The sequence below is a fragment of the Nocardia sp. NPDC058499 genome (assembly GCF_042719915.1).
In the GTDB taxonomy this organism is placed as follows: domain Bacteria; phylum Actinomycetota; class Actinomycetes; order Mycobacteriales; family Mycobacteriaceae; genus Nocardia.
In genome coordinates this window covers 137,627-161,434 of record NZ_JBHXMZ010000008.1, presented here as the reverse complement: position 1 = coordinate 161,434, position 23,808 = coordinate 137,627, and the positions used below count along the sequence as shown (strand labels likewise).

The 23,808-nt window shown below is 67.9% G+C and carries 25 protein-coding genes; 11 read left to right on the top strand and 14 right to left on the bottom strand.

What is annotated here, in order from left to right:
• Window positions 1-10: 10 nt before the first annotated feature.
• Window positions 11-1,045, top strand: a complete 1,035-nt coding sequence (trpS, locus tag ACFWPH_RS23970; RefSeq protein ID WP_378754369.1) for a tryptophan--tRNA ligase — start codon at window positions 11-13, stop codon at window positions 1,043-1,045.
• A 44-nt stretch (window positions 1,046-1,089) separates the two neighbouring features.
• The gene (yhjD, locus tag ACFWPH_RS23965) at window positions 1,090-2,133 is read left to right on the top strand and encodes an inner membrane protein YhjD (protein WP_378754368.1); all 1,044 of its coding nucleotides are present in this window, start codon (window positions 1,090-1,092) and stop codon (window positions 2,131-2,133) included.
• Between the two features lie 102 nt (window positions 2,134-2,235).
• Here the strand turns inward: yhjD and ACFWPH_RS23960 are convergent, their stop codons facing one another.
• From ACFWPH_RS23960 to ACFWPH_RS23940, 5 genes are all read right to left on the bottom strand, one after another.
• Window positions 2,236-3,534 carry a D-alanyl-D-alanine carboxypeptidase family protein gene (locus tag ACFWPH_RS23960; RefSeq protein ID WP_378754367.1) on the bottom strand — a complete coding sequence of 433 codons (1,299 nt, stop codon included), beginning with the start codon at window positions 3,532-3,534 and terminating at the stop codon, window positions 2,236-2,238.
• Between the two features lie 100 nt (window positions 3,535-3,634).
• Window positions 3,635-4,732, bottom strand: a complete 1,098-nt coding sequence (locus ACFWPH_RS23955; protein ID WP_378754366.1) for an adenosine deaminase — start codon at window positions 4,730-4,732, stop codon at window positions 3,635-3,637.
• A gap of 275 nt (window positions 4,733-5,007) precedes the next feature.
• Window positions 5,008-6,306, bottom strand: coding sequence for a thymidine phosphorylase (locus ACFWPH_RS23950; RefSeq protein WP_378754365.1), 1,299 nt, complete (start codon window positions 6,304-6,306; stop codon window positions 5,008-5,010).
• Window positions 6,307-6,463: 157 nt separating this feature from the next.
• Window positions 6,464-7,465, bottom strand: coding sequence for an LLM class flavin-dependent oxidoreductase (locus ACFWPH_RS23945; protein WP_280416680.1), 1,002 nt, complete (start codon window positions 7,463-7,465; stop codon window positions 6,464-6,466).
• A 180-nt stretch (window positions 7,466-7,645) separates the two neighbouring features.
• Window positions 7,646-8,041, bottom strand: coding sequence for a cytidine deaminase (locus ACFWPH_RS23940; protein ID WP_378754364.1), 396 nt, complete (start codon window positions 8,039-8,041; stop codon window positions 7,646-7,648).
• A 684-nt stretch (window positions 8,042-8,725) separates the two neighbouring features.
• Here ACFWPH_RS23940 and ACFWPH_RS23935 point away from each other — a divergent pair.
• The 8 genes from ACFWPH_RS23935 to ACFWPH_RS23900 all read left to right on the top strand — a co-directional run bounded on the left by ACFWPH_RS23935 (window position 8,726) and on the right by ACFWPH_RS23900 (window position 15,789).
• Window positions 8,726-8,986: a GreA/GreB family elongation factor gene (locus ACFWPH_RS23935; protein ID WP_378754363.1), complete on the top strand. Its 261-nt coding sequence runs from the start codon at window positions 8,726-8,728 to the stop codon at window positions 8,984-8,986.
• 612 nt (window positions 8,987-9,598) lie between these two features.
• Window positions 9,599-9,997 (top strand): succinate dehydrogenase, cytochrome b556 subunit, encoded by a 399-nt coding sequence (gene sdhC, locus ACFWPH_RS23930; RefSeq protein ID WP_081595325.1) that lies wholly within the window; start codon window positions 9,599-9,601, stop codon window positions 9,995-9,997.
• Between the two features lie 3 nt (window positions 9,998-10,000).
• Window positions 10,001-10,432 carry a succinate dehydrogenase hydrophobic membrane anchor subunit gene (locus ACFWPH_RS23925; RefSeq protein ID WP_378754362.1) on the top strand — a complete coding sequence of 144 codons (432 nt, stop codon included), beginning with the start codon at window positions 10,001-10,003 and terminating at the stop codon, window positions 10,430-10,432.
• A gap of 15 nt (window positions 10,433-10,447) precedes the next feature.
• On the top strand, window positions 10,448-12,277 hold the full coding sequence (gene sdhA / locus ACFWPH_RS23920; protein ID WP_378754361.1) for a succinate dehydrogenase flavoprotein subunit: 1,830 nt from the start codon (window positions 10,448-10,450) through the stop codon (window positions 12,275-12,277).
• Window positions 12,277-13,050, top strand: coding sequence for a succinate dehydrogenase iron-sulfur subunit (locus ACFWPH_RS23915; protein ID WP_378754360.1), 774 nt, complete (start codon window positions 12,277-12,279; stop codon window positions 13,048-13,050). Before sdhA ends, ACFWPH_RS23915 begins: the two co-directional genes overlap by 1 nt.
• 135 nt (window positions 13,051-13,185) lie before the next feature.
• Window positions 13,186-14,103, top strand: a complete 918-nt coding sequence (locus ACFWPH_RS23910) for a metal ABC transporter substrate-binding protein (protein ID WP_378754359.1) — start codon at window positions 13,186-13,188, stop codon at window positions 14,101-14,103.
• Window positions 14,100-14,834, top strand: coding sequence for a metal ABC transporter ATP-binding protein (locus ACFWPH_RS23905; protein WP_378754358.1), 735 nt, complete (start codon window positions 14,100-14,102; stop codon window positions 14,832-14,834). The genes ACFWPH_RS23910 and ACFWPH_RS23905 overlap by 4 nt, the downstream gene beginning before the upstream one ends.
• Before the next feature lie 46 nt (window positions 14,835-14,880).
• Window positions 14,881-15,789, top strand: a complete 909-nt coding sequence (locus ACFWPH_RS23900; RefSeq protein ID WP_378754357.1) for a metal ABC transporter permease — start codon at window positions 14,881-14,883, stop codon at window positions 15,787-15,789.
• Between the two features lie 45 nt (window positions 15,790-15,834).
• Here ACFWPH_RS23900 and ACFWPH_RS23895 read toward each other — a convergent pair whose 3' ends face one another.
• From ACFWPH_RS23895 to ACFWPH_RS23865, 7 genes are all read right to left on the bottom strand, one after another.
• Complete coding sequence (locus tag ACFWPH_RS23895; RefSeq protein ID WP_378754356.1) at window positions 15,835-16,518, bottom strand: RadC family protein; 684 nt, start codon at window positions 16,516-16,518, stop codon at window positions 15,835-15,837.
• 71 nt (window positions 16,519-16,589) lie between these two features.
• Window positions 16,590-16,787 (bottom strand): type II toxin-antitoxin system VapB family antitoxin, encoded by a 198-nt coding sequence (locus ACFWPH_RS23890; protein WP_280419635.1) that lies wholly within the window; start codon window positions 16,785-16,787, stop codon window positions 16,590-16,592.
• A gap of 197 nt (window positions 16,788-16,984) precedes the next feature.
• A complete protein-coding gene (locus tag ACFWPH_RS23885) occupies window positions 16,985-18,235 on the bottom strand; it encodes a primosomal protein (RefSeq protein ID WP_378754355.1) in 1,251 nt (416 codons plus the stop codon).
• Window positions 18,236-18,409: 174 nt separating this feature from the next.
• Window positions 18,410-18,757 (bottom strand): YbaB/EbfC family DNA-binding protein, encoded by a 348-nt coding sequence (locus ACFWPH_RS23880; RefSeq protein ID WP_378754354.1) that lies wholly within the window; start codon window positions 18,755-18,757, stop codon window positions 18,410-18,412.
• A 70-nt stretch (window positions 18,758-18,827) separates the two neighbouring features.
• Window positions 18,828-19,178 carry a hypothetical protein gene (locus tag ACFWPH_RS23875; protein ID WP_051157155.1) on the bottom strand — a complete coding sequence of 117 codons (351 nt, stop codon included), beginning with the start codon at window positions 19,176-19,178 and terminating at the stop codon, window positions 18,828-18,830.
• A 64-nt stretch (window positions 19,179-19,242) separates the two neighbouring features.
• A complete protein-coding gene (locus ACFWPH_RS23870; RefSeq protein ID WP_378754353.1) occupies window positions 19,243-20,337 on the bottom strand; it encodes a C40 family peptidase in 1,095 nt (364 codons plus the stop codon).
• A 3-nt stretch (window positions 20,338-20,340) separates the two neighbouring features.
• Window positions 20,341-20,655 (bottom strand): type VII secretion target, encoded by a 315-nt coding sequence (locus ACFWPH_RS23865; RefSeq protein WP_033244659.1) that lies wholly within the window; start codon window positions 20,653-20,655, stop codon window positions 20,341-20,343.
• 150 nt (window positions 20,656-20,805) lie between these two features.
• Between ACFWPH_RS23865 and upp the strand changes: the two genes are divergently transcribed.
• Window positions 20,806-21,429: a uracil phosphoribosyltransferase gene (gene upp / locus ACFWPH_RS23860; protein ID WP_280419630.1), complete on the top strand. Its 624-nt coding sequence runs from the start codon at window positions 20,806-20,808 to the stop codon at window positions 21,427-21,429.
• A gap of 4 nt (window positions 21,430-21,433) precedes the next feature.
• Here the strand turns inward: upp and ACFWPH_RS23855 are convergent, their stop codons facing one another.
• Both ACFWPH_RS23855 and ACFWPH_RS23850 read right to left on the bottom strand, forming a co-directional pair.
• Complete coding sequence (locus tag ACFWPH_RS23855) at window positions 21,434-22,933, bottom strand: phospho-sugar mutase (protein WP_378754352.1); 1,500 nt, start codon at window positions 22,931-22,933, stop codon at window positions 21,434-21,436.
• Complete coding sequence (locus ACFWPH_RS23850) at window positions 22,933-23,712, bottom strand: purine-nucleoside phosphorylase (RefSeq protein ID WP_378754351.1); 780 nt, start codon at window positions 23,710-23,712, stop codon at window positions 22,933-22,935. The genes ACFWPH_RS23855 and ACFWPH_RS23850 overlap by 1 nt, the downstream gene beginning before the upstream one ends.
• Between the last annotated feature and the right edge of the window lie 96 nt (window positions 23,713-23,808).

Below are 23,808 nucleotides of genomic sequence, written 5' to 3'. Positions count from 1 at the left end.
AGATCGGGGCATGTCCAGTCCTGCCCAGACCCCGGCCGCCGGGGAGCGTAAACAGCGAGTGCTCTCCGGCATCCAGCCGACCAGCGCCTCGTTCCATCTCGGGAACTACCTCGGTGCCCTGCAGTACTGGGTCACCCTGCAGGACGACTACGACGCGCTGTACTTCATCCCGGATATGCACGCCATCACGGTGTCGCAGGACCCGAAGGAACTCCGCAAACGCACCCGCATCGCGGCGGCGCAGCTACTCGCCCTGGGGATCGACCCGGCGCGCGCCACGCTGTTCGTGCAGTCGCAGGTGCCCGAGCACGCGGAGCTGGCCTGGGTGCTGAGCTGTATCACCGGCTTCGGTGAGGCGAGCCGGATGACGCAGTTCAAGGACAAATCGGTGAAACAGGGGGCGGACAACACCACCGTCGGACTGTTCACCTATCCGGTGCTGATGGCCGCCGATATCCTGCTCTACCGCCCGCATCAGGTACCGGTGGGCGAGGACCAGCGCCAGCATCTGGAGCTCACCCGCAATCTCGCGCAGCGGTTCAACACCCGGTTCAAGAAGACCTTCGTGGTCCCGGAGCCCCATATCGTCAAGGGCACCGCCAAGATCTACGATCTGCAGGATCCCACCGCCAAGATGAGCAAATCGGCGAGTTCGGACGCCGGTCTGATCAATCTTCTCGACGACCCCAAGGTTTCGGCGAAGAAGGTGCGTTCCGCGGTGACCGATACCGAACGCGAAATCCGCTACGACGTGGAGAACAAACCGGGTATCAGCAACCTGCTGGTGATCCTGTCGGCGCTCACCGAGACGCCCATCGTGACCCTCGAGAAAGGGTACGCGGGCCGCGGTTACGGTGATCTGAAAGCCGATGTCGCCGACGCACTGATCGGATTTGCCACCCCTTTGCGGGCGAAAGTGGAAGAGTACATGGCGGATCAGGGCGAACTCGATCGCATTCTCGGCATCGGCGCCGAACGTGCGCGCGAGATCGCCGGTAACACTCTCGCGCAGGTCTACGACCGGGTCGGGTTCCTCGCCCGCTGATCGGTCGCGCGGCCCATGCGCGTTGGCGGTGAGGGGCGCAGACAGTGCAGGTGATCGACAACGTCAAATCCGCGATCAGCCGGATGATCGGGCAGCGGCCCTGGCTGGACCATATGGTCCGCGCCTTCGGCAGATACCAGGACCAGCGCGGTGACTACTACGCGGCGGGGATCACGTATTTCACCGTACTGTCACTGTTTCCGCTGCTGATGATCGCGTTCGCCATCGCCGGTTTCGTGCTCGCCGGGAACGACGAGCTGCTGCGGGAACTGCAGGCCAAGGTCGTCGAGAACGTCCCCGGCGAAATGGGCGGCCAGCTCAACGATCTGATAGATCAGGCGGTCGGTTCGCGCGGTGCGGTGGGTGTGCTCGGCCTGCTCACCGGGCTCTACTCGGGCCTGGGCTGGATGGCGAATCTGCGTAAGGCGCTGACCGAGCAGTGGGAACAGAAATCGAACGAGCAGAACTGGTTCCACACCAAACTCTCCGATCTGCTGGCCCTGCTGGGACTGTTCCTGGCGCTGGCGCTGTCGCTCGGACTGTCGGTTCTGGCGTCGAGCCGGCTCGGCGTGCAGCTGCTGGAACTGGTGGGGCTCGAGGAGATGCCGGGGTCGCGGTGGCTGTTGTGGCTGCTGTCGACGCTGCTCGCACTGGTCGCCTCGTGGGCGCTGTTCACCTGGATCATCGCACGGTTACCGCGGGAACCGGTCACCGTGCGCAGCGCCGCGAAGGCCGCGGTCCTGGCCGCGCTCGGGTTCGAGGTGTTCAAGAACATCGCCGGGATCTACATGCGGTCGGTGCTGAGCAGTCCGGCGGGCGCGGCCTTCGGTTCGGTGATCGGCATCATGGTGTTCAGCTACGTGGTGTACCGGATCATCCTGTTCGCCACCGCGTGGGCGGCGACCGCGCGGGAGAACGAGCAATTGGCCTCGGTTCCGGTTCCGGAGCCCGCGGTGATCCGGCCGCGGGTGCAGACCTCCGGGCGGCCGGGCATGGGCGGGGCGGCGGCACTGTTCGGCGCGGGTGCGCTCGCCACATTGGGGGTCGCCAGGCTGCGCCGGGGCCGGGCCCGGAAGTCCGCGGCGTAGCAGCGGGACGCCGAGCTAGCCCCGGAACCAAGGGGTTTCACGGCCGGGAGTACGACGTGCGGAGCGGTTTCCACCTTGTGGCCGCCCCGCCCGGCCGGTACGTCAGTGCCGCCGGGTCCGGACGTGCCAGGTGCCGACCAGCAGGATCGGGACCAGAATCAGGCCGGCGACCATGAGCAGCATCCACAGCTCGTCGTATTCCTCGTCCGCCGCGGGTTGCGCCGAGTACGCGATATCGCCGTTATCGGGCGGGACAGCCAAACCTGGTGCAGCGGAAACAGCTTCGGCCTCGTCTCCGGGGATATCGCCGACCTTCGCCGCGGGATCCAGCGCGAAACCGTAGTCGAGCAGCTGGGCGGCCTGTTCCCACGGGCGGATCGGCAGCACATCGGCCTGCAGCAGCGTGACGACGAGACGTCGACCGTCACGTTCGGCCGCCGCGACGAAGGTCTGCCGGGCGTCGTCGGTGAAACCGGTCTTCCCGCCGAGCGCTCCGGGATAGTTGTAGAGCAGGCCGTTGTCGTTCGCGATCGGGAACCCGGGGTGGTCCTGATCGCCGGGGATCGCCGGGTTCGGTGGATAGCCGGGGAAATCGAGCTGCTCGGTGCCGATCATCTGCGCGAACAGCGGAATCGACATGGCTTCGCGGAACAGCAGCGACAGATCGTATGCCGACGTGCTCATCCCCGGCCCGTCCAGTCCGGACGGGGTGGCGGCGCGAGTGTCGTAGGCGTGCAGGGCTTGCGCGAGATCGTTCATCTTCGCGACCGCGGCCTCGTCGCCGCCGAGCTGGGCGGCGATCGCATGCGCGGCATCGTTGCCCGACGCCATCACCAGGCCGTGCAGCAGCTGACGGTTGGTATACCGGCCACCCGGCCCCATCCCGACCCGTGTGCCCTCCACATCGGCATCGGCCTGGGTGCCGACGACGATCTGGTCCAGGTCGAGCGTGCGCAGGGCGACGGTGGCCAGCAGCACCTTGATGGTGCTGGCCGGGCGGTACCGGCCGTGCGGATCCTTGGCGGCCAGCACTGCCCCGGTATCCAGATCGGAGACCATCCACGCAGTCGCGGAGATATCCGCCGGCACCGCCGGCGCAGCCGCGGGCAGGACGACCCCGCATTCGCCGAGGCGCTTACCGCCGACCGGCGGCTCGGGGATCGGTAGTGCAGTGGGCGGGGCTTCCCCGGGGGCGGGCACCTCGGAGGAGTCGATGGCCGGCGGCGGCTGCGTCTTCTGCGGGCAGGTGTCGGTTACCGGGGTCGCGAACGGGGTGGTGGTGGGTGGTGGTTGTGCTGCCGCGGGAGCGCCCACGATCAACGGTCCGGCCGCGAGCAACGCGGCGGTGAGCACCGAGCCGATACGGCGGGCGGTGCGCTGGTGGAGCTCGGTGGTGTACATCGGGGAAGAGCCTAGAAGGTTTTCCGGGCAGCGAGACATCGGCAAAGGACTCGCCCCGCGTCGAACCGGAACGTGCCCGGTCACAACACCCGGACACAACTCAGCCCAGGAGAACCGCGTAACCGGGTTTGATGATGTCGTCGATGATCCGCAGTCGCTCCGGGAACGGGATGAACGCCGACTTCATCGCATTGATGGTGAAACGTTCCAGATCGCTCCAGCCGTAGCCGAAGGTCTGGTGCAGTTTCAGCATCTCCCGGCTCATACTGGTATCGCTCATCAGCCGGTTGTCGGTGTTCACGGTGACCCGGAACCGCAACCGGGCCAGCAGATCGAACGGATGTTTGTCCAGCGAGGGCACCGCCCCGGTCTGCACATTCGACGAGGGGCACAGTTCGAGCGGCACCCGGGTATCGCGTACGTATTGGGCGAGCCGCCCCAGCCGGGCGTCGGCGATCCCGCCGGTCACCTCGATATCGTCGACGATCCGCACACCGTGCCCCAGCCGGTCGCAACCGCAGAAGGCCAAGGCCTCGTGGATGGACGGCAGGCCGAACGCCTCACCCGCGTGAATGGTGAAGTGGGCGTTGTTCACCCGCATGTACTCGAAGGCGTCCAGATGCCGGGTGGGCGGATAACCGGCCTCCGCGCCCGCGATATCGAAACCACACACCCCGCGGTCCCGGAACCGGACCGCCAGTTCCGCGATCTCCCGTGAGCGGGCGGCATGCCGCATGGCGGTCAGCAGGCAGCGCACCACGATGGGATGCCCGGCCGCCGCGGCCGCCGCCTCCCCGGCGGCGAACCCGGCCAGCACGTGTTCGACCACCTCGTCGAGGGTGAGGTCCTGTTCCAGATGCTGTTCCGGCGCGAACCGGACCTCCGCGTAGACCACGCCGTCGTCCGCCAGATCCTCGGCGCATTCCCGGGCCACCCGGTGCAGGCCCTCGGGGGTCTGCATCACCGCGACGGTATGGGTAAAAGTCTCCAGATAGCGTTCCAGCGAACCGCTGTCGGCGGCCTCCCGGAACCACCGGGCCAAACCCGTGGCGTCGTCGGCGGGAAGGTCGTCGTATCCGCAGTCGCGGGCGAGTTCGAGGACCGTCGCGGGCCGCAGGCCGCCGTCGAGGTGATCGTGCAGTAGCGCCTTCGGCGCCCGGCGCAAGGTGGCGAGGTCCAGCGGCATGGGTCCGGTCATGTATCGACGGTATCGCCGATTTCCGGGCCGGGCAGCCGTACGCTCCGAATGATCCCACCTCTTCGGCTGCCGCTCACTCCGAGTTCCCGGGGTGGTCGGGCGGCCGTTGTGCGTCGGTAAGGCGGCGAGTGGAACGAACGGGGCAGGCCGCGCAGGCTCCTCGGGCCGACCCGGGCACAGACCGGATCCGCCGGTGCCGGCGGGCAACGGTGACCTGCGGTCGACCGGCAGATCGGCCGGGCTTCCGAGACGGGACCCGGGCGCGCATCCGGCACTCAGCCCGGGCCGACCCGGTCGAGGATCAGGGGGCCGCGGCCCAGGTGTTCCGCGGACTGCGGGCTGATGGTGACCGCCTCGGCCAGGGCTTCGTGGGCCGCGGGTAATGCTTCCGGAGTGTCGGTGTGCAGGGTGAGCAGCGGCGATCCGGCCGTCACCCGGTCCCCGACGGTGGCGTGCAGGCGGATACCGGCGGCCGCTTGGACCGGGTCGCCCTGCCGGGCTCGTCCGGCGCCCAGCCGCCAGGCGGCGACTCCGGCAGCGCGCGCGTCCAGGCCGGTCAGCGTGCCGGTTGCGGGAGCGGACAGGGTCTCGGTGTGCTTCGCGACCGGCAACGGCGCCTCCGGGTCGCCGCCCTGGGCGCGGATCATGGTGCGCCAATGGTCCATTGCGCGGCCGTCGGCGAGTGCCTGGGCGGGATCGGTGTCCAGTCCGGCCAGCGCGACCATCTCGCGGGCCAGCGCCAGCGTCAGTTCGACCAGATCCGCCGGACCTCCGCCGGCCAGCACCTCCACCGCCTCGGCGACCTCGAGCGCATTACCCGCGGTCCTGCCGAGCGGTGTATCCATGGCCGTCAGCAGGGCGACGGTGCGCAGCCCGGCGTCGGCGCCCAGTTCGACCATCGTGGTGGCCAGCGTGTGTGCTTCGGCCCGGGTCGGCATGAACGCGCCCGCGCCGACCTTCACATCGAGGACGAGGGCGGCGGTGCCTTCGGCGATCTTCTTGCTCATGATCGAACTCGCGATCAGCGGGATCGATTCGACCGTGCCCGTGGTGTCTCGCAACGCGTAGAGGCGTTTATCCGCCGGTGCGAGATCGGCACCGGCGGCGCACACCACGGCGCCGGCGGCCGGGTCGGCGAGGATTTCGTGCATCCGGTCCGGGCCGATATCGGCGCGCCAGCCCGGGATGGACTCCAGCTTGTCCAAGGTCCCGCCGGTGTAGCCCAAGCCCCGGCCCGATAATTGCGGAACCGCCGCACCGCACGCCGCCACGAGCGGGGCCAGAGGCAGCGTGACCTTGTCGCCGACGCCGCCGGTGGAGTGTTTGTCGACGGTGGGCCGGGGCAGACCGGTGAAATCCAGCCGGCGGCCCGAGTCGATCATCGCGCGGGTCCACCTCGCGGTTTCGCGGCGGTTCATTCCGCGCAGCACGATGGCCATCGCCAGCGCCGACATCTGTTCGTCGGCCATCACACCACGAGTGAAAGCGTCGATGGCCCAGTCGATCTGTTCGTCGGAAAGCTCGCCGCCGTCTCGTTTCGCCCGGATGACCGATATTGCGTCGTGTACCGTCACGCTCTCAGTTTCGCAGCGCTCCGGGCAGAAAGCAGACGACCTGCCGTCGGACGGCACCCGTCGGCGCGGTCTCGATGACCGTGGCGGCACCACACCGCCGGTGCAGCCCTGCGACCCGCGAGAGTCCTGATCCCGCGGCGAGCGGGCCGGCGGCGATCTACTCCTGCAGAGCGCGCAGGGTTTCGAGGCGGTGCTGCACGGTCGGGCCGGTGGGCGCCACGATGATCTCGTCGGTGCCGGTTTCCTTCACCAGCGTGTCGAGGCGGTCCCGTACTTGTTCGCGGGTGCCGATGGCCTGATCCGCGTTGCGGTCGTCGACGAAGGCGTTCTCGGCATCCGACCACGGGTAGGCCTCGGCCTCTTCCAGCGTCGGGATGCGCTGCGGTAGCTGACCGGTGCGCATCCGCAGCTGCACCAGGCTCTGCGGCAGGGTCCGGCGGCGGGCTTCTGCTTCGGTATCGGCGACCACCGTCGCCACCGCCAGCATCGACCGCGGCTCGCTCAGCACCTCCGAGGGACGGAATTCGCGCCGGTACAGCTCGAACACCAGGGGAGTGGTGCGCCCGCCCGCGAAATGGTGGGCGAAGGCGAACGGCAGACCCATCATGGCGGCGAGCCGGGCACTGAAATCGCTGGAACCCAGCAACCACATCTCGGGCGGGTCGCCCTCGCCCGGAATCGCCCGGATCCGGTCACCCTGACCGCCTCGTAGCGGCGGGATGGTGCCGAAATAGGCCAGTAGTTCCACCACCTGCTTGGGGAAATCCTCCACGGCCTCGGCGGTCGCGCCGCGCCGGATGGTCGCCGAGATCAGCGGGTCCGTGCCGGCGGCCCGCCCCAGACCGAGATCGATCCGGTCCCCGTGCAGCGCGACCAGGGTCCCGAACTGTTCTGCCACGACCAGCGCCGCATGATTGGGCAGCATCACCCCACCGGAGCCGACCCGGATCCGCTCGGTAGCCGCGGCCACGGCGGCGATCAGCACGGGCGGCGCCGAACTCGCGATCCCCGGCATACCGTGGTGCTCGGCCACCCAGAACCGGCGGAACCCCAGCCGTTCGGCCTCGCGGGCGACGGTCAGCGTATCGGCCAGCGCCTGCCGATGTGATCCGTCGGCGGCGACGGCGGCCAGATCGAGCACGGAGAGGGGAACAGTCATACCGGGACCAACCCCCGGGGGCGTGTGGTGATTCCGGTCCGGCCGAATCGGTGACCCATCCCGCCCACCGGGCTTCGCGTCCGGTCGGCGCATGCCGGCGGTCCGGCAGCGCAGGCACTGCCGGACCCGATGAATACCAGGAGTGCCGGCTCGAACCGCCGATCGGCGCCGGGCGATCGATCAGGTGCGACCGGCCGCGAGATCGTCCGGCCCGAAGGCATCGCGCAGCAAGTCCCCCAGGGGAACCGGGCCGGCCCGGTGATCGACCAGGAGTTCTTTACCACCGAACTCGTACAGCACCTGCCGGCAGCGACCGCAGGGCAGCAGGACCTCACCCCGCGAATCGCAGACCGATACCGCGATCAGGCGAGCCGCCGACCGGGTGCGCTGGTTGCCGACCAGAACACATTCCGCGCACAACCCCAGCCCGTAGGACACGTTCTCCACATTGCAGCCGACCGAGATCGTTTCGCCGTCCCAGCCCGCCGCCCCCACCGGGAACTGGGAGTAGGGCGCATAGGCCCGCCCCATCGCCGCGTACGCCTCGGCCCGCAGCCCTGCCCAGTCGATATCCATACGTGCTCCCCGCAGGTGTGTGCTCGAACGGTCGGCTTCCATGTCTACCGTTGCCGCCCCGCACCGGCCAGTCGTTCCGAGCTCACCGGGCCCGACGAGAGGGGCGACGAGCGGGGCCGCGCATCGGATGCCGGCTCGGCTGCCGGCCTGCAGTGATGGCGTGCCGCGGGGCCGCGCCGCCCGGACGCGCCCACCGGTGCCGCCGCGCTCGGCTCGGCCCACCACAAACCCCGACATGCCGGCGACGTCATCGACCTCAGCGAGGTGCGTCAGCCCCGGCCCCTCCGGACCGGACGCAACCAACGCCGGCGCCCAGTCCAGCGAGGCCCCGAACCGTTCCGCCCCACGAACAACCCCGACGCAACCAGCGGCGCCGCCGAGTTCGAAACAGCGCGCGGTGCCGGCGATCCTGCCGCCTTTTCGTCCCACGAATGAACCCGACGCAACCAGCGGCGCCGCCGAGTCTTACGAGGCCCTGAGAGGTTTTGGCCCGTCCCTGCTGTCAGCACTCGAGGCAATGCGGCGCAGCCGCGAGCATCGAGTGCTGACAGCAGGGACCAAGGGGGGCCAAAACCCGCGCCGCCGGAGGCGGCGCCATCAACACTGAAACGCCCTGTTCGGTTCGGAGATATGTAGGGTGCCGGGCCGTCCGGCCCGGCCTCGTGGTCGCCAGGAAGGTGCCGAATGACGCTTCCGAAGTTCCTCATCGTCATGGTGTATTCGAAACTGTTGTTGTCCAGGCTCAATGCGTTCGACGAGGTCGAGGTGCAGTTGGAGTACCAGATCGTGCCCGACTACGACGCCGATCCCGCGGTGGGTAAGTATCCGGAGAGTTCGCCGGCCAGTCAGGCGCTACTCGGGCATGTGACCGGCGATATCGTCGATACGGAGTTCAACTACGAGGTTGTGCGGTTGCGGGTGGAGACGATCGGCGAGGGCGACTGAGCCTTCGCCGGGATTCGAATGGTTCTGCCGGGGCGCCGGGCGGGTCTGTCGTTCCGCCCGGCGCGTGGGCCGGTGTCGATTTCCGGAGATCTTTCGCCGGACACCCGATTCTTCGGCTACTCTCGAGTAACTTGGCCCGCACCACTGAGACATTTTGCACATTGCCCGGGCGCACAACGGCGACCCCGGCATTGAGAGCATTCGTCGCCGGCGGAAATCGGGCTCCCTTGGCGTGGAATCTTCGCGATTCGGTAAAACCGTTGCCGGGCAATGAATTACCAGATGAATCCCGGCTCGCGGGATGTTCGGCAGGCGAGGTCGTGTGGACGCGGGTGACCCGTCGCGTAACGCTGTAGCGACCCGAGAAAGGTAACCCTAACCTGCCCGATATCGCTGCAACGCGCGGCACGCCGAATTAGTTCCGCCAATGTGAGGGGATTAGAGTCCAGAACAGATCGGTTACACGTTCGGCGGCGGCGAGCCCAGCGACCGCGGCCCCGGGATAGGGCCCTGTCACAACCCGGCTGGTGCGTCACCGAATCCCGGCTCCACCGCACCGGTGCCGGGATCTGTGACCGGGTCCATCAACGATGTTGGAGGCACCGAGACTCTATGGCCACGATAGAAGCTCCGGCTCAGCCGAAGCGTAAAACGCTGTACCGAGGCGACCCCGGTATGTGGTCCTGGGCCCTGCACCGGATCACCGGTGTCACGGTCTTCTTCTTCCTGTTCGTGCACGTCCTGGACACCGCGCTGGTCCGGGTCAGTCCTGAAATCTACGACGAGGCGATCGAGCTCTACAAGACCCCGATCGTCGCGCTCATGGAAATGGGCCTGGTCTTCTGCGTGCTGTTCCACGCGCTCAACGGTGTGCGGGTCATCCTGGTGGACTTCTGGTCGCAGGGGCCGCGCTATCAGAAGCAGATGCTCTGGGGCATCATCGGCCTGCTGGTGGTGCTCATGGTGCCCACGATCGGCCGCATGTTCTACCTACTGCTGACGGAGCACTGAGCCATGACCGCACCTGTTCTCGGTAAATCCCACGATCGCCCGGCGAGCCTGGATCTTCCGCGGTCGCCGCGAGGCCGCGCAAGCAGCAACTTCGAGAAGTACGCGTGGCTGTTCATGCGTTTCTCCGGTGTCGCGCTGATCGTGCTGGTCCTCGGTCATATGGCGATCATGTTGTTGCTCGACGGCGGCGTGAAACGGTTGAACTTCGCGTTCGTCGCCGGCCGCTGGGCGAGCCCGTTCTGGCAGATCTGGGATCTGGCCATGCTGTGGCTGGCGCAGCTGCACGGCGGCAACGGTCTGCGCACCGTGATCGCGGACTACTCGCGCAAGGATTCGACCCGCTTCTGGCTGAACACGCTGCTGGTGCTGTCGATGATCCTGATCATGGGCGTGGGCACCTACGTCATCTTCACCTTCGACCCCAACATCAGTTAGGAACGGCCCCCTCGCATGAGTGAGCGCAGCGAACGAATCGACGCCGCAGGTGAGAGCGGCGAACGAACCAGCGGAACAGTTGTGTCTCGGCCTGTTCAGGAGCACCGCTACGACGTCGTGATCGTCGGTGCGGGTGGCGCCGGTATGCGGGCGGCCATCGAGGCCGGTCCGCGGGCGCGCACCGCGGTGCTGACCAAGCTGTACCCCACCCGCAGTCACACCGGCGCGGCCCAGGGCGGTATGTGCGCCGCCCTGGCCAATGTCGAAGAGGACAACTGGGAGTGGCACACCTTCGACACGGTCAAGGGTGGTGACTACCTGGTCGACCAGGACGCGGCGGAGATCATGGCCAAAGAGGCCATCGACGCGGTGCTGGACCTGGAGAAGATGGGTCTGCCGTTCAACCGCACGCCCGAGGGCAAGATCGACCAGCGCCGGTTCGGCGGGCACACCCGTGATCACGGCAAGGCCCCGGTGCGGCGTGCCTGCTACGCGGCCGACCGCACCGGTCACATGATCCTGCAGACGCTGTACCAGAACTGCGTCAAGCACGACGTGGAGTTCTACAACGAGTTCTACGTGCTCGACCTGGTGATGACCGATACCGAGCGTGGCCCGGTCGCCACCGGTGTGGTCGCCTACGAGCTGGCCACCGGCGAACTGCACGTGTTCCACGCCAAGTCGATCGTTTTCGCCACCGGCGGTTCCGGCCGGATGTACAAGACCACCTCCAACGCGCATACGCTCACCGGCGACGGTATGGCGATCGTGTTCCGCAAGGGCCTGCCGCTCGAGGATATGGAATTCCACCAGTTCCATCCGACGGGCCTGGCCGGCCTCGGCATCCTCATCTCCGAGGCGGTCCGCGGTGAGGGCGGCATCCTGCGCAATGTGGACGGCGAGCGGTTCATGGAACGCTACGCACCCACGATCAAGGACCTGGCGCCGCGCGATATCGTTGCCCGCTCGATGGTGCTCGAGGTGCTCGAGGGGCGCGGCGCCGGGCCGAACAAGGACTACGTCTACATCGACGTGACCCACCTCGGCGAGGATGTCCTCGAGGAGAAACTGCCCGATATCACCGAATTCGCCCGCACCTACCTGGGTGTGGACCCGGTGAAGGAACTGGTGCCGGTCTTCCCGACCTGTCACTACGTGATGGGCGGTATCCCCACCCGGATCCAGGGCGAGGTACTGCGTAACAACGACGATGTCGTGCCCGGCCTGTACGCCGCCGGTGAATGCGCCTGCGTTTCCGTGCACGGCGCGAACCGCCTCGGCACCAACTCGCTGCTCGATATCAATGTGTTCGGCCGCCGCGCCGGTATCGCCGCCGCCGAGTACGCCCACCGCGCCGAATTCGTCGAGATGCCGGAGAACCCGGCGCAGATGGTGCAGGAGTGGCTTTCGCTGATCCTGTCCGACCACGGCAACGAGCGGGTCGCCGATATCCGCACCGAATTGCAGCGGTCGATGGACAACAACGCCTCGGTGTTCCGCACCGAGGACACGCTCAAGCAGGCCCTCACCGATATCCACGCGCTCAAGGAGCGCTACGCCCGGATCACGGTGCAGGACAAGGGCAAACGCTACAACAGTGATCTGCTCGAGGCCCTGGAACTGGGCTTCCTGCTGGAGCTGGCCGAAGTCACGGTGGTCGGCGCGCTCAACCGCAAGGAATCGCGTGGTGGTCACGCCCGCGAGGACTACCCGGACCGCGACGATGTGAACTTCATGCGGCACACGATGGCCTACAAGGAAGGCGCGGATCTCCTCTCGGATATCCGGCTGGACTTCAAGCCGGTGGTGCAGACCCGTTACGAGCCGATGGAGCGTAAGTACTGATGACCGCTGTAGCCGAGAAGCCCGCAGCCGCGAACCCGGCGCCGGTGCCCGAGGGCTCGACCATGATCACCGTCAAGGTGGCGCGGTTCAACCCGGAGGACGGGCAGGGCCAGCACTGGGAGTCGTTCCAGGTGCCGGCGCTGCCGACCGACCGGTTCCTGAACATCCTCATCTACATCAAGTCCTACCTGGACGGCACGCTCACGTTCCGGCGCTCTTGCGCGCACGGTGTGTGCGGGTCGGACGCGATGCGGATCAACGGCGTGAACCGGCTGGCCTGCAAGGTCCTGATGAAGGATATGCTGCCGAAGAACGGTAAGCCGGTCACCATCTCCGTCGAGCCGATCCGCGGCCTGCCGGTGGAGAAGGATCTGATCGTGGATATGGAACCGTTCTTCGACGCGTTCCGGGCGGTGAAGCCGTACCTGATGACCTCCGGTAACGAGCCCACCTACGAGCGGATCCAGAGCCAGGCCGATCGCGCCCGGTTCGACGACACCACCAAATGCATCCTGTGTGCCTGCTGCACCACCTCGTGCCCGGTGTACTGGCACGACGGCAGCTACTTCGGCCCGGCCGCGATCGTGAACGCGCACCGCTTCATCTTCGACAGCCGCGACGAGGGCGCCCGGGAACGTCTGGACATTCTCAACGAGGTCGACGGGGTGTGGCGCTGCCGCACCACCTTCAACTGCACCGACGCCTGCCCGCGCGGTATCGAGGTCACCAAGGCGATTCAGGAAGTCAAGCGCGCGCTGCTGTTCGCGCGCTGAGTCGTTGTCGTAGCAACCGCCCCCGTGTCCCGCGCGGGGGCGGTTTTGTTTTCCCGACCGTTTGGGTTTCGTCACACGAACTTGATAATTCGGGTACCCGAACTTACCATTCTGACTGGAAGGCGGTGGTTCGGCATGCGGGTATTTCTCCGGCTCACCGCTGTGCTGGTGGTCTGCGCGACAGCGGTCGTGCTCACCGCCTGCCAGACATTCCACCTGCCCCGCGACGGGAAACCGGTGGTTGTCACCACCTTCACCGTGCTGGCCGATATCGCCGGCAATATCGCCGGCGAGCACCTCGAGGTGCAGTCGCTCACCAAACCGGGTTCGGAGATCCACGGCTACGAACCGACGCCCGGTGATATCAAACGTGCAGCCAAAGCCGATCTCATCCTCGACAACGGGATGAACCTGGAGGCCTGGTTCGGCCAGTTCGTCGCCGACCTCGACGCCGAGCACGTCACCGTGAGCGAGGGAGTGGCCTCGGTACCCATCACCTCCGACGCCTACGCGGGTAAACCCAACCCGCACGCCTGGATGTCCCCGCTCAACGTCCAGACCTACGTCGACAACATGGTGGCCGCTTTCACCCGCCTCGCACCCGAACACGGTGCCGCGTTCCGGGCCAACGGCGACAACTACAAACTCCGGTTACAGCAGGTGCACGACGAACTCGTCGCCGAACTCCGTGATCTGCCGCGCCGGCAGCGGGCCCTGGTGACCTGCGAAGGTGCGTTTTCCTATCTCGCTCGCGACGCGGGCCTGTCGGAGGCCTACATCTGGCCGGTCAATGCCGAACAGCAGGCCACACCGCAGCAGATCACCCGGGTGATCGAATACGTCCGCGACAATCAGGTACCCGCGGTGTTCTGCGAATCCACCGTCTCCGACGCGCCGATGCAGCGGGTCGTCGAGGCCACCGGTGCGCGGTTCGGCGGTGTTCTCTACGTGGACTCGCTGTCCGCGGCGGACGGTCCGGTGCCGACCTATCTGGACCTGATCCGCCACGATGCCGGAACCATCGCCGCCGCACTCACCGGGAGCCGGTCATGACAACCCCCGCGATCGACGTCGACGGCGTCACCGTCTACTACGGCGAGGTGCAGGCGCTCGACAGTGTCCGGCTGGCGGTGGACCCGGGCCGGGTGTGCGCGCTGATCGGGATGAACGGCTCGGGTAAATCCACGCTGTTCAAAACGCTGATGGGCATGATCGTCCCGGACCGCGGCACCGTCCGTATCGGTGGTGAGAAACCGGCAGTGGCCCGCCGCTGCGGACTGCTCGGCTATGTACCGCAGAGCGAAGCGGTGGACTGGTCGTTCCCGCTGTCGGTCCGCGATGTGGTGACCACCGGCCGCTACGGCCGGATGGGTTTCACCAGGCGGGTGAGCCGCACCGATCGGGCCGCGGTGGACGAGGCGCTGGAACGGGTCGAACTGACCGATCTCGCGGACCGGCAGATCGGGCGGCTCTCCGGCGGCCAGCGCAAACGCGCCTTCGTGGCGCGGGGTATCGCGCAGGGCGCCCGGATCCTACTGCTCGACGAACCGTTCGCGGGTGTGGACAAACGTTCCGAGGCGACGATCACCGGTCTGCTGCGCGAACTGGCAGGCGACGGGGCGACCGTCCTGATCTCCACCCACGACCTGCACGCCCTGCCCGGACTCGCCGACGAGGCGGCGCTGCTCATGCGCCGAGTGCTGGTGCACGGCAGCACCGAGGAGGCCCTGCGACCGGAGAACCTCGCGCTGGCCTTCGGACTCGATGTGCTGGAACAACGTTGACTTCCGCCCGGGCCGGCGGCTTCCTCGGAGCAATCAGGTGAGTGTTATGGATCCGATCGAATTCATGCTCGAACCGCTGCGGTACGCCTTCATGGTCCGCGCGCTGATCACGAGCCTGGTCGCCGCGATCGTCTGCGGTCTGCTCTCGTGCTGGCTGGTTCTCGTCGGCTGGTCCCTCATGGGGGACGCGGTCTCGCATGCCGTGCTGCCCGGTGTGGTGCTCGCGTATATCGCGGGGGTCCCGTTCGCTGTAGGTGCGGTGATCTTCGGCTTCCTGGCCGTGGCGCTGATCGGCCTGGTCCGCGATACCAGCCGGGTGAAAGAGGACGCCGCCATCGGCATCGTGTTCACCACCCTGTTCGCCTTCGGCCTGGTTCTGATCTCGGTGACACCCAGCGATACCGACCTCAACCACATCATCTTCGGCAATATCCTCGGCGTCGGACCGGACGAGCTGGTGCAGATCGCCGTATTGGCCGCCTTCGTCTTCGTCGTTCTCGTCCTCAAACGACGCGATTTCACGCTGTACGCCTTCGACCGTGTCCACGCCTACGCGATCGGCCTGAACCCGCGCGTACTCGGCGCGACGCTGCTCGGCCTGCTCGCGCTGACCGCGGTCGTGGCGCTGCAGGCCGTCGGAGTGGTTCTGGTGGTGGCCATGTTGATCATCCCGGGCGCCACGGCCTACCTGCTCACCGATCGGTTCGGCCGGATGCTGGTGCTGGCCCCGGTCATTTCGGCGCTCTGTGCTCTCACCGGCCTCTACGTCAGCTACTACGCTGATACCGCACCGGGTGCCACCATGGTTCTGGCGCAGGGTGTGGTGTTCACCGTGGTCTATCTGTTCGCACCCCGGCAGGGGCTCATCGGCTCCCGTCTGGCCACCGCGCGACGCCGCGCCCGCGACCGCAGTACCGCGGCGATCGCCGAGGATGGATCCGGCATACCCGGCTGAACCGACAGCCCGTCGAGGTTCCCGGCGCGGTAGTCCTGGCAGGGTTCACAGATCCGGCTCCTCGAGTGGTGCGGCGCGGCGCCACTGCTCGCCGGCGAGCACCACATGGTCCAGGAAACGGAGGCCGACGGTATGCGCCGCGGCGGCGAGCACACTACTGGCGCGCCGGTCGTCGAGACTGGGTGAGGGGTCGCCGGAGGGGTGGTTGTGTACGAGGGCGAATGCGCGACCGTCATTGCGTAGCACGGTGTTGAGGATTTCGCGGACCGGTACCGCCACCTCGTCGATCGCGCCCTCGGCGACGAATACCGATCGCCGCAGCCGGTTGCGCGTATCGCAGACCAGCACCAGCAGACGCTCGACCCGCGCCCCGGCGAACAGTGGGGCGGCCGCGAGCGCTACATCCTCGGCGCGCAACAGTGGTGCCGCGGGCGCCGGGCCGAGGCGGGCGCGGGCGGCGAGCTGGAAGGCAGCGATGATCGCGGCGGCCTTGGCGGTGCCCACACCGCCGAGGCGGGCAAGTTCCTCGGGACGTGCCGAGGACAATCCGGTTACTCCGCCGAATTCGGTGAGCAGGGTGAAGGCCAGTTCGACCGCGCTGGCCCCGCGTCTGCCCTGACCGAGCAGCAGAGCCAAGAGCTCGCCGTCGCTCAGCGCCTGCGGGCCCAGCGCGTACAGCCGCTCACGTGGACGCTGGGTGACGGGCAGATCGCTGATCGGTACCGACATGGTTCCCCCTCCGGACTCCGTATGCCCGGATCATGCCAACGGGTACCGACAGGTTCGCGCTGTACGCGCCGTCAGCTATCGGCGATCGCCGGCTGCGGCGATCGGTTCAGCGCCGACGCGGCCAGCCGCTCGAAATGCCGGAGCTGTCGTTCATGGACCACGATCCGGCGCAGCGCCTCGTGAATCGTGGCCTTATCGGTCCCCGTGCCCATGATTGCGCCGGCGGCCGCCAGCAGATCCTGATCCAGATCGATCCGCACTGTCGGCATGCGTCCTCCTTCGTACATCTGCCCTGCTGCCGCGGTGCGGCCGTCCCCGCCCGGCAGGCGCCGGCCGGGGCTGCGCGACGGCAAACACCGCTGGCCAGACAGTTTGCCCAGTTCGTGCCGGTTTATCGACAGAATGAGCCTGCGCGTGTCCACATCGAGACCTACCGCTGCGCGAACCGGGCGCCGACCGGGCCGGTTCAGCGCGGCGTCAGCCGGGATTCGAAATTGCGTTCCAGCTCACGCCACGCCCGGGCCTCCGCGTCGAACGGCGGGTTGGGTGCCATGCGGGTCGGGTCCGGGTTCAGCAGGTAGGAGACGTACCAGCCGAGCGGAGTCGATTTCGCCAGAGCTTGTTCCACCGCATCGTCCCCGGCGTAATCGGCGGCGTCGGTGAACAATTCCAGCACCAAGTCCAGCTGTTCGGTATCCACCGCCTCGGGACCCTCGGTCAGATCGTCGGCCAAGCCGGGCAGGACGTAGACGTTCTCGTCGGTGACCTCGACCTCCAGCGATCCGTCCACCGCGGCGGTCTGCACCTCGGCGAAGGTACTCACCCGGGCCAGATCGTGTTCGTGATCGTCGGCGAGGTAGCGGGCCAGGGCGCGTTCACTACCGAAGACGGAAATGGACTTCTTCGCCCCGAGGAAAATCGGTTCGTCGTCGAGATAGCAGCGCAATGTGAAGTATTCCGAATCCGAGGTGACGATCTTGACGGGGTCGATCCCGACTTCCTCCCAGAATGTGAGGTCCTCGTCTTCGTCCTCGTCGTCGGCATTCAGATCGACGGGTTCGATATCGCTGTCGTCATCGGTATCGGCGACGTCGTCGGCGTCGACCTCGTTCTCCTCGGCGGCCAGCAATTCCGCCTCGGCCAGGGCCACCGCCTCGGCGTCCACGGACGGGACACGCACCACCGAATCGATCGAATCCAGCACATCGTCCCAGCTCTTGGCCACCGCGGCACCGATCTGATCCCACAGTTCCAGGCCCTCGCGGCCCACGAACATGCTGGTGCCGCCGGCCAGCGCCCCGAGCGCGGGGTGGGTGGCGAAGAACTTCGTCACCGTCTCGAGTTCGCAGACCTCGCCGATATTGCGGACCATGGCCAGCGTGTCCTCGAGTTCGGCAACGGTGTCCACATCCGGATCACCGGCGGCCAGCTCCGGGACCCCGACCAGGTCGAACGAGTAGTTGTCCTCGGGCTCCAGCTCCGCTGCCGACAGCCCGGCGACAACCTTCCAGGCCGGATGGTCGACCAGATCGTTATCGGAATCGGTCCGGATGAAGGCCGCCAGTTCGGCTACGGATTCGAAGCCGTACAGGGCGTCCTCGTGTCCTAGGAACGCTTCCCACTCGTCATCCCCGTCACGCCAGCGCGGTGCCCAGAGGGTGACGAGATCGCCGTCGGTCAGACCGAGCTCGATCGGGACGATGTCTCCAGAAGCCATACGCGGAAGCCTAATAGGTAGAGCAGGGCCGAGCCCACCCCTGGGCCGACCACAGCCGGAGCGGAAGATGGACGTACCCGGTGCGGTGCACGCCCGGAGCATACGCCCAGGTACTCCCGATGGCACTGTGTGCTCGCCGCGACACCCGCGAAACGAGCCCGCGACCGGCCGTGATCAGGCGTTACCTGGATATCCCCCGGCCGGTTGCGTATCCGCCTGCGCAGCCGGTGCGAACGATTCGTTCAGTGCGGCAACGACCTCCGAGCGGCGGCCACCGGCCTCCTCGGCGGCCTGGCGGCACGCGGAGAGGATCAACTGTGCGGCTTCGGCGGGCGGGAGCGAGGTGACCCCCTCGGCGAGCTGCAGACCCACCAGTGCCCCGTTGCTGTCGATCTCCGCGCTCACCAACCCGTCCTCGGTGGTGAACCGGCCCCGGATCTGTTTCAGTCCGTACAGCGCCGCTTCGAGCGCCTCCAGTTTCTGGGTGGCCCCCGCGACCAGGGCGTCCATTTCCGCGCTCATGCTCCATCCCTCCTGGATCCCCGTGGTGGCGCGCCGTGGTGATACCGCGCGATCGGTAAATCGCGGCGGCTCATACCGGCCGCATCCAGCTCGTCGGCCCGGTGTCGGCGTCGTCCATCCGATCCAGTTCGTCGACCGCCTGCTGCCGGGTCGGCAACCCCAGCTGGTCCAGTATCTCCGCCGGCATTCCGTTCTCGGCCAGCAGTTCCCGGCGTTTCGCCTGCGCCGCGATCGTCGAGCGTTTGGTCAGCCGCAGGATCTCGTCGGCGAGTGCCTGTGCGCCGTAACGGTATTCGCTGCGTTCGAATTTGATCTCCACCGGCATACCCTGATCGGTGGCTCGTACCGACAGGGTGCCGGACCGGTTCCTGCTCCCGGCCACGGTGACGTTCGGTATCTCGGGAACCTGCTGCTCACTCATACTTCTGTCCAGTCGTCATGATCGGATATCCGCCCATCGCGGGGCAGCCTGGCATGTGGCCGACTCATTCCGTCGGCCGATAGAACCCGTAGAACTCCATCCCGCTGTTCTCGGTGCGGACGGAACCGACCTGTACCGGATCGCCGGCCTCGACGATCTGGCCGTTGCCGATCACCATGGCCACATGGCCGTCCCAGATCGCCAGATCTCCGGGCATGAGGTCGCCGGGGGAGACGGGGGTGGCGCCGTTGGCCTGCTCGTGGGCGAGCCGCGGGATCTCCACCCCGGCTTCGCCGTAGGCGTACTTCGTCAGGCCGCTGCAGTCCAGCCCGGCGCCCGGCGTGTTACCGCCCCAGACGTACGGGGTGCCGACGCAGCCGAGAGCGGATTTCACCGCGGTGGCCGCCTTCTCGTTCGGCGCCTCCACGACACTGCCGTCGGGCAGGGTGATCTTGACACCCTCACCGGACGTGGTGCCGGCGGAACTGGTCGTCTTACCGGGTGTTCCGGCGCTCGTCGTGGTGGTGCTGCCGCTGGGGCCCGACATCGCGGTACTCATCATCGTGCCGGCCACCCCGGCGACGCTGCTGAGGCCCGAGGTCACCGTGGAGATCGCCTGGCCGGCCACCGGCGCGGCGTTCGCGGCCGACGGAGTGGGCGGCGGCGGGGCGAGTTCGTTCATGGAGGCCGTATGGGTCTGCAGTTCGTTCTGCACCCGGCCCACGACACCCAGCGCCTGCCCCAGATGGTCGATCGCGGACCCGACGAGCACGGTCAACCCGGCCGGAGTGCCCAGCGTGGGGGCCATCGCAGTGGCGTTGTTCACGAACGATTGCGCGATGGCGGTGAGATCCTTGTTGCCGGTTTCGACATGGGCCGCCGCCTGCCCCATCACCGTGGCCATCTCGTTGCCGCGGTCGGAGATACTCGCCGCGGAGGTCTGCACCCGCAATGCCTTGGAGGTCGCGGCGTCGGCGCCGGTACCGTCCCAGGCGGTGTTCATCAGATTGATGCCCGTGCGGCCGAGCGAATGCACCTGATCGATCGCGGTGGACGCTGCCCGCAACGAATCACCCGGGCCGCCGGTGCCGAGCACGCCGGTGCCGAAACCGGCGAGCAGATCGAGGATCGGTTTGGCCAGTGCGCTGATATCGATCACCGGTCACTCCCCGGCGGCACCGCGCAGGGCGGCCGCATTGCTGGTATCGGCCTCGGCGTAACTCACGGCGGCCACCCCCGCCGCTCCGCTCATGGTGCCCAGTACGGCGGACAATTGGCCGATTGTCGCGGTATGACCCGCATGCGCGGCGGCGTAGGCGGCCAGGAAATCACCGCCGACCAGACCGAAGATCGGGCCGAGAATCGCGGGTGCGGCACCCGAGGTGCCGGCCCCTGCCGCCGCCAGCTCGGAGGCCATCACCCCGGCAGTGGTGCCGTAGGCCGCGATGCCTTCGGCATCGGCTGAGATGTTCACCATCAGAGGTTCCCCCATCGACTTCGTTAACGGGCAGAGTATGTCATCTACCGGATTCGACGCACCGGCTTCCGGCTCGGTTCCACCGAAATCGACATCCGGAAATCCCCGGCGCGACGGCGGCGCGCGCGCTTTCGACCTTATCGTTCCCTCATGCGTACGCACACCCTGGACCATCCGCTCGTGGCGAGCCTGCTGACCACGCTCCGCGACGAACGCACCCCCGACTCCGCCTTCCGGGCCGCGCTGCGCGACCTGGCCGGACTACTGGTGTACGAGGCGCTGCGCGATGCGCAGGTCGAGTACTACGACATCGACACTCCGGTCACCGCGACCCGCGGTGTGCGCCTGGCCCGCCCGCCGCTGCTGGTGCCCGTGCTGCGGGCCGGGCTGGGCATGGTGGAGGCGGCCACGAATCTGATTCCGCAATCGAAAGTGGGGTTCGTCGGCGTCGCCCGCGACGAACGGACACACCGGCCCGTGCCCTATCTGGAATCGCTGCCGAAGGATCTGTCCACGACACCGGTCATGGTGCTGGACCCGATGCTGGCCACCGGCGGCTCCATGGTGCACACGCTGAAACTGCTGGCGGGGCGCGGGGCCACGGATATCACCGCGGTGTGCGTGGTCTCGGCGCCGGAGGGGATCGCGGCGCTGGCCGGTTCGGGGCTGCCCGTCCGGTTGGTGACCGCGGTGATCGATGACCGGCTCGACGACGACGCATTCATCGTGCCCGGGCTCGGTGACGCCGGGGATCGGCAGTTCGGCCCGCGGTGAGCGATCAACCCGCCAGCGTGCGGCAGTACGCATCTGCGGCCGAAAGGCGTTGCTGGGCAGCATCTCTTGCGTACGTGAGGTCGTCTCGGCCGGAAACCGGCTGCACCACCTCCAGATAGCATTTGAGCTTCGGTTCGGTACCCGAGGGCCGTACCACGAGCCGCAGGCCGTCGCCGGTGAACAGCAGTGCGTCCGTGCGCATCCGGCCGCGCAACTGCGCCATATCGGTGTAATCGACCGCGGTACCGGCGAGTTCCCGCGGTGGTGTCGTACGCAAGGTGTTCACCACCGCCGCCGCGGCCCGCTGATCCGGCAGGCGCAGCGAGACCTGATCGCCGGCGTGCACCCCGAAGCGCAGCGCGTAATCGTCGAGCTCGTCGAGCAGGGTGCGGCCCCGGGCACGCAGCCGCGCCACCAGATCGGCGGCCAGCACCGCGGCGGAGACACCGTCCTTGTCGCGTACGGCCGCCGGGTCCACACAGTGGCCGAGCGCCTCTTCGTACGCGTACACCAGGCCGTCGCCCGCCCGGGCCAGCCATTTGAAGCCGGTGAGGGTTTCGGCGTAGCGGGCGCCGCGCTCGGCGGCCAGCCGGGAGAGCAATCGCGACGAGACGATCGTGGTCGCCACCAGCGCATCCGGCGGGGCGGTGCGCAGTACAGCGTCGGCCAGCAGGACACCGGTCTCGTCGCCACGCAGCATGCGCCAGCCGTCGGGGGTGGGTACGCCGAGCGCGCAGCGGTCCGCGTCGGGGTCGAGGGCGATGGCCAGGTCGGCACCCACCTGCTCGGCCAGTCGCAACAGCAGATCGGCGGCGCCGGGTTCCTCGGGATTCGGGAATGCGACCGTGGGGAAATCCGGGTCGGGGGTGAACTGTTCGGCCACCGTGTGGATATCGGTGAACCCAGCCGCGGTGAGCGCTTCCGCTACCGTGGCGCCGCCCACTCCGTGCAGCGGTGTGAGCGCGATCCGGATCCCCGCGCGTTCACCCGGACCGCCGATCAGCTGCGGTAGCTGGGCGACCCGCGCGAGGTAGCGGGAGTACAGGTCGCTGTCCGAGAACTCCACCGGGGTCCGCGGGATCGGTTCGGTCACCGCCGCGATCTGCTGCTCGATCTCGGTATCGGCGGGAGCGAGCAGCTGCGCGCCACCGTCGACGTACACCTTGTAGCCGTTGTCGGCGGGCGGATTGTGCGAAGCGGTGATCTGGACGCCGGCCACCGCGCCGAGCGCGCGGACGGCGAACGCGGTCACCGGGGTCGGCCACGGTTCGGGTAGCCGGACCACCGCGAAACCGGCCGCGGCCAGCACCTCGGCGGTGACCTCGGCGAACTCCGCCGACCCGTGCCGGGCGTCGCGGCCGACCACCACCTGTCCACCGCCCAGGCAGCGGTCGCGCAGCCATGCCGCGAGACCCGCGGTCGCGTGGGCGACGGTGGTCTCGTTCATCCGGTCCGGGCCCGGACCCAGCGGGCCCCGCAGCCCCGCGGTGCCGAACGTGAGCACTACAACTGCTCCAACAGCCCGCGCAGCAGTTTGCCCAGCCGGGGCGCGGCCGCCTGCCCTTCGGCCAGTACCTCGGCGTGCGCCAGCGGCGCCCCCGTGACACCGGCCGCCAGATTGGTGACCAGCGAGATCCCGAGCAACCGGGCGCCCAGTGCGCGCGCCGCGATGGCCTCGAGCACCGTGGACATCCCCACCAGGTCGGCCCCGATGGTGGCCAGCATGCGGATCTCCGCGGGGGTCTCGTACTGCGGTCCGGTGAGCCCGGCATACACGCCGTCGGTGAGATCCGGGTCGATCCGGCGCGCGAGGTGACGCAGTTCCGGGTCCCAGGCGTCCACCATGTCGACGAACGTGGGTCCGGTGAGCGCGGTCGCGCCCGTGAGATTGATGTGATCGCGCACCAGCACCGCCTCCCCGACCCGCAGACCCGGGCCGATACCGCCGGCGGCGTTGGTCAGGATCACCGTCTCCGCGCCCGCCGCCACCGCCGCCCGCACCGGGTGCACCACTTCGGCGGGGGAGTACCCCTCGTAGAGGTGCTGGCGGCCCATGAGCACCAGGGCTTCGATGTCACCGATCGATACCGACAGCACCCGCCCGATATGACCCTCGGCAGTGGGCGCGGCGAATCCCGGTAACTCCGGCATGGGGATTTCGGCGTTCGGGGTCCCGAGTTCGGCGGCGGCGTCCTGCCACCCCGAACCCAGCACCACCGCGACCCGATGCCGGGCCACGGAGGTCCGGGCGGCGATTTCCTGGGCAGCCTCGTCGGCAAGCATGGCGGTCAGTCTATGGCCTCCGGGCGCCGCGGACCGGTGTCATACCGGATGTGGTGACCGCCGCCGACCGCTGTGGGAGCCCGGTAGTTCTGCGGA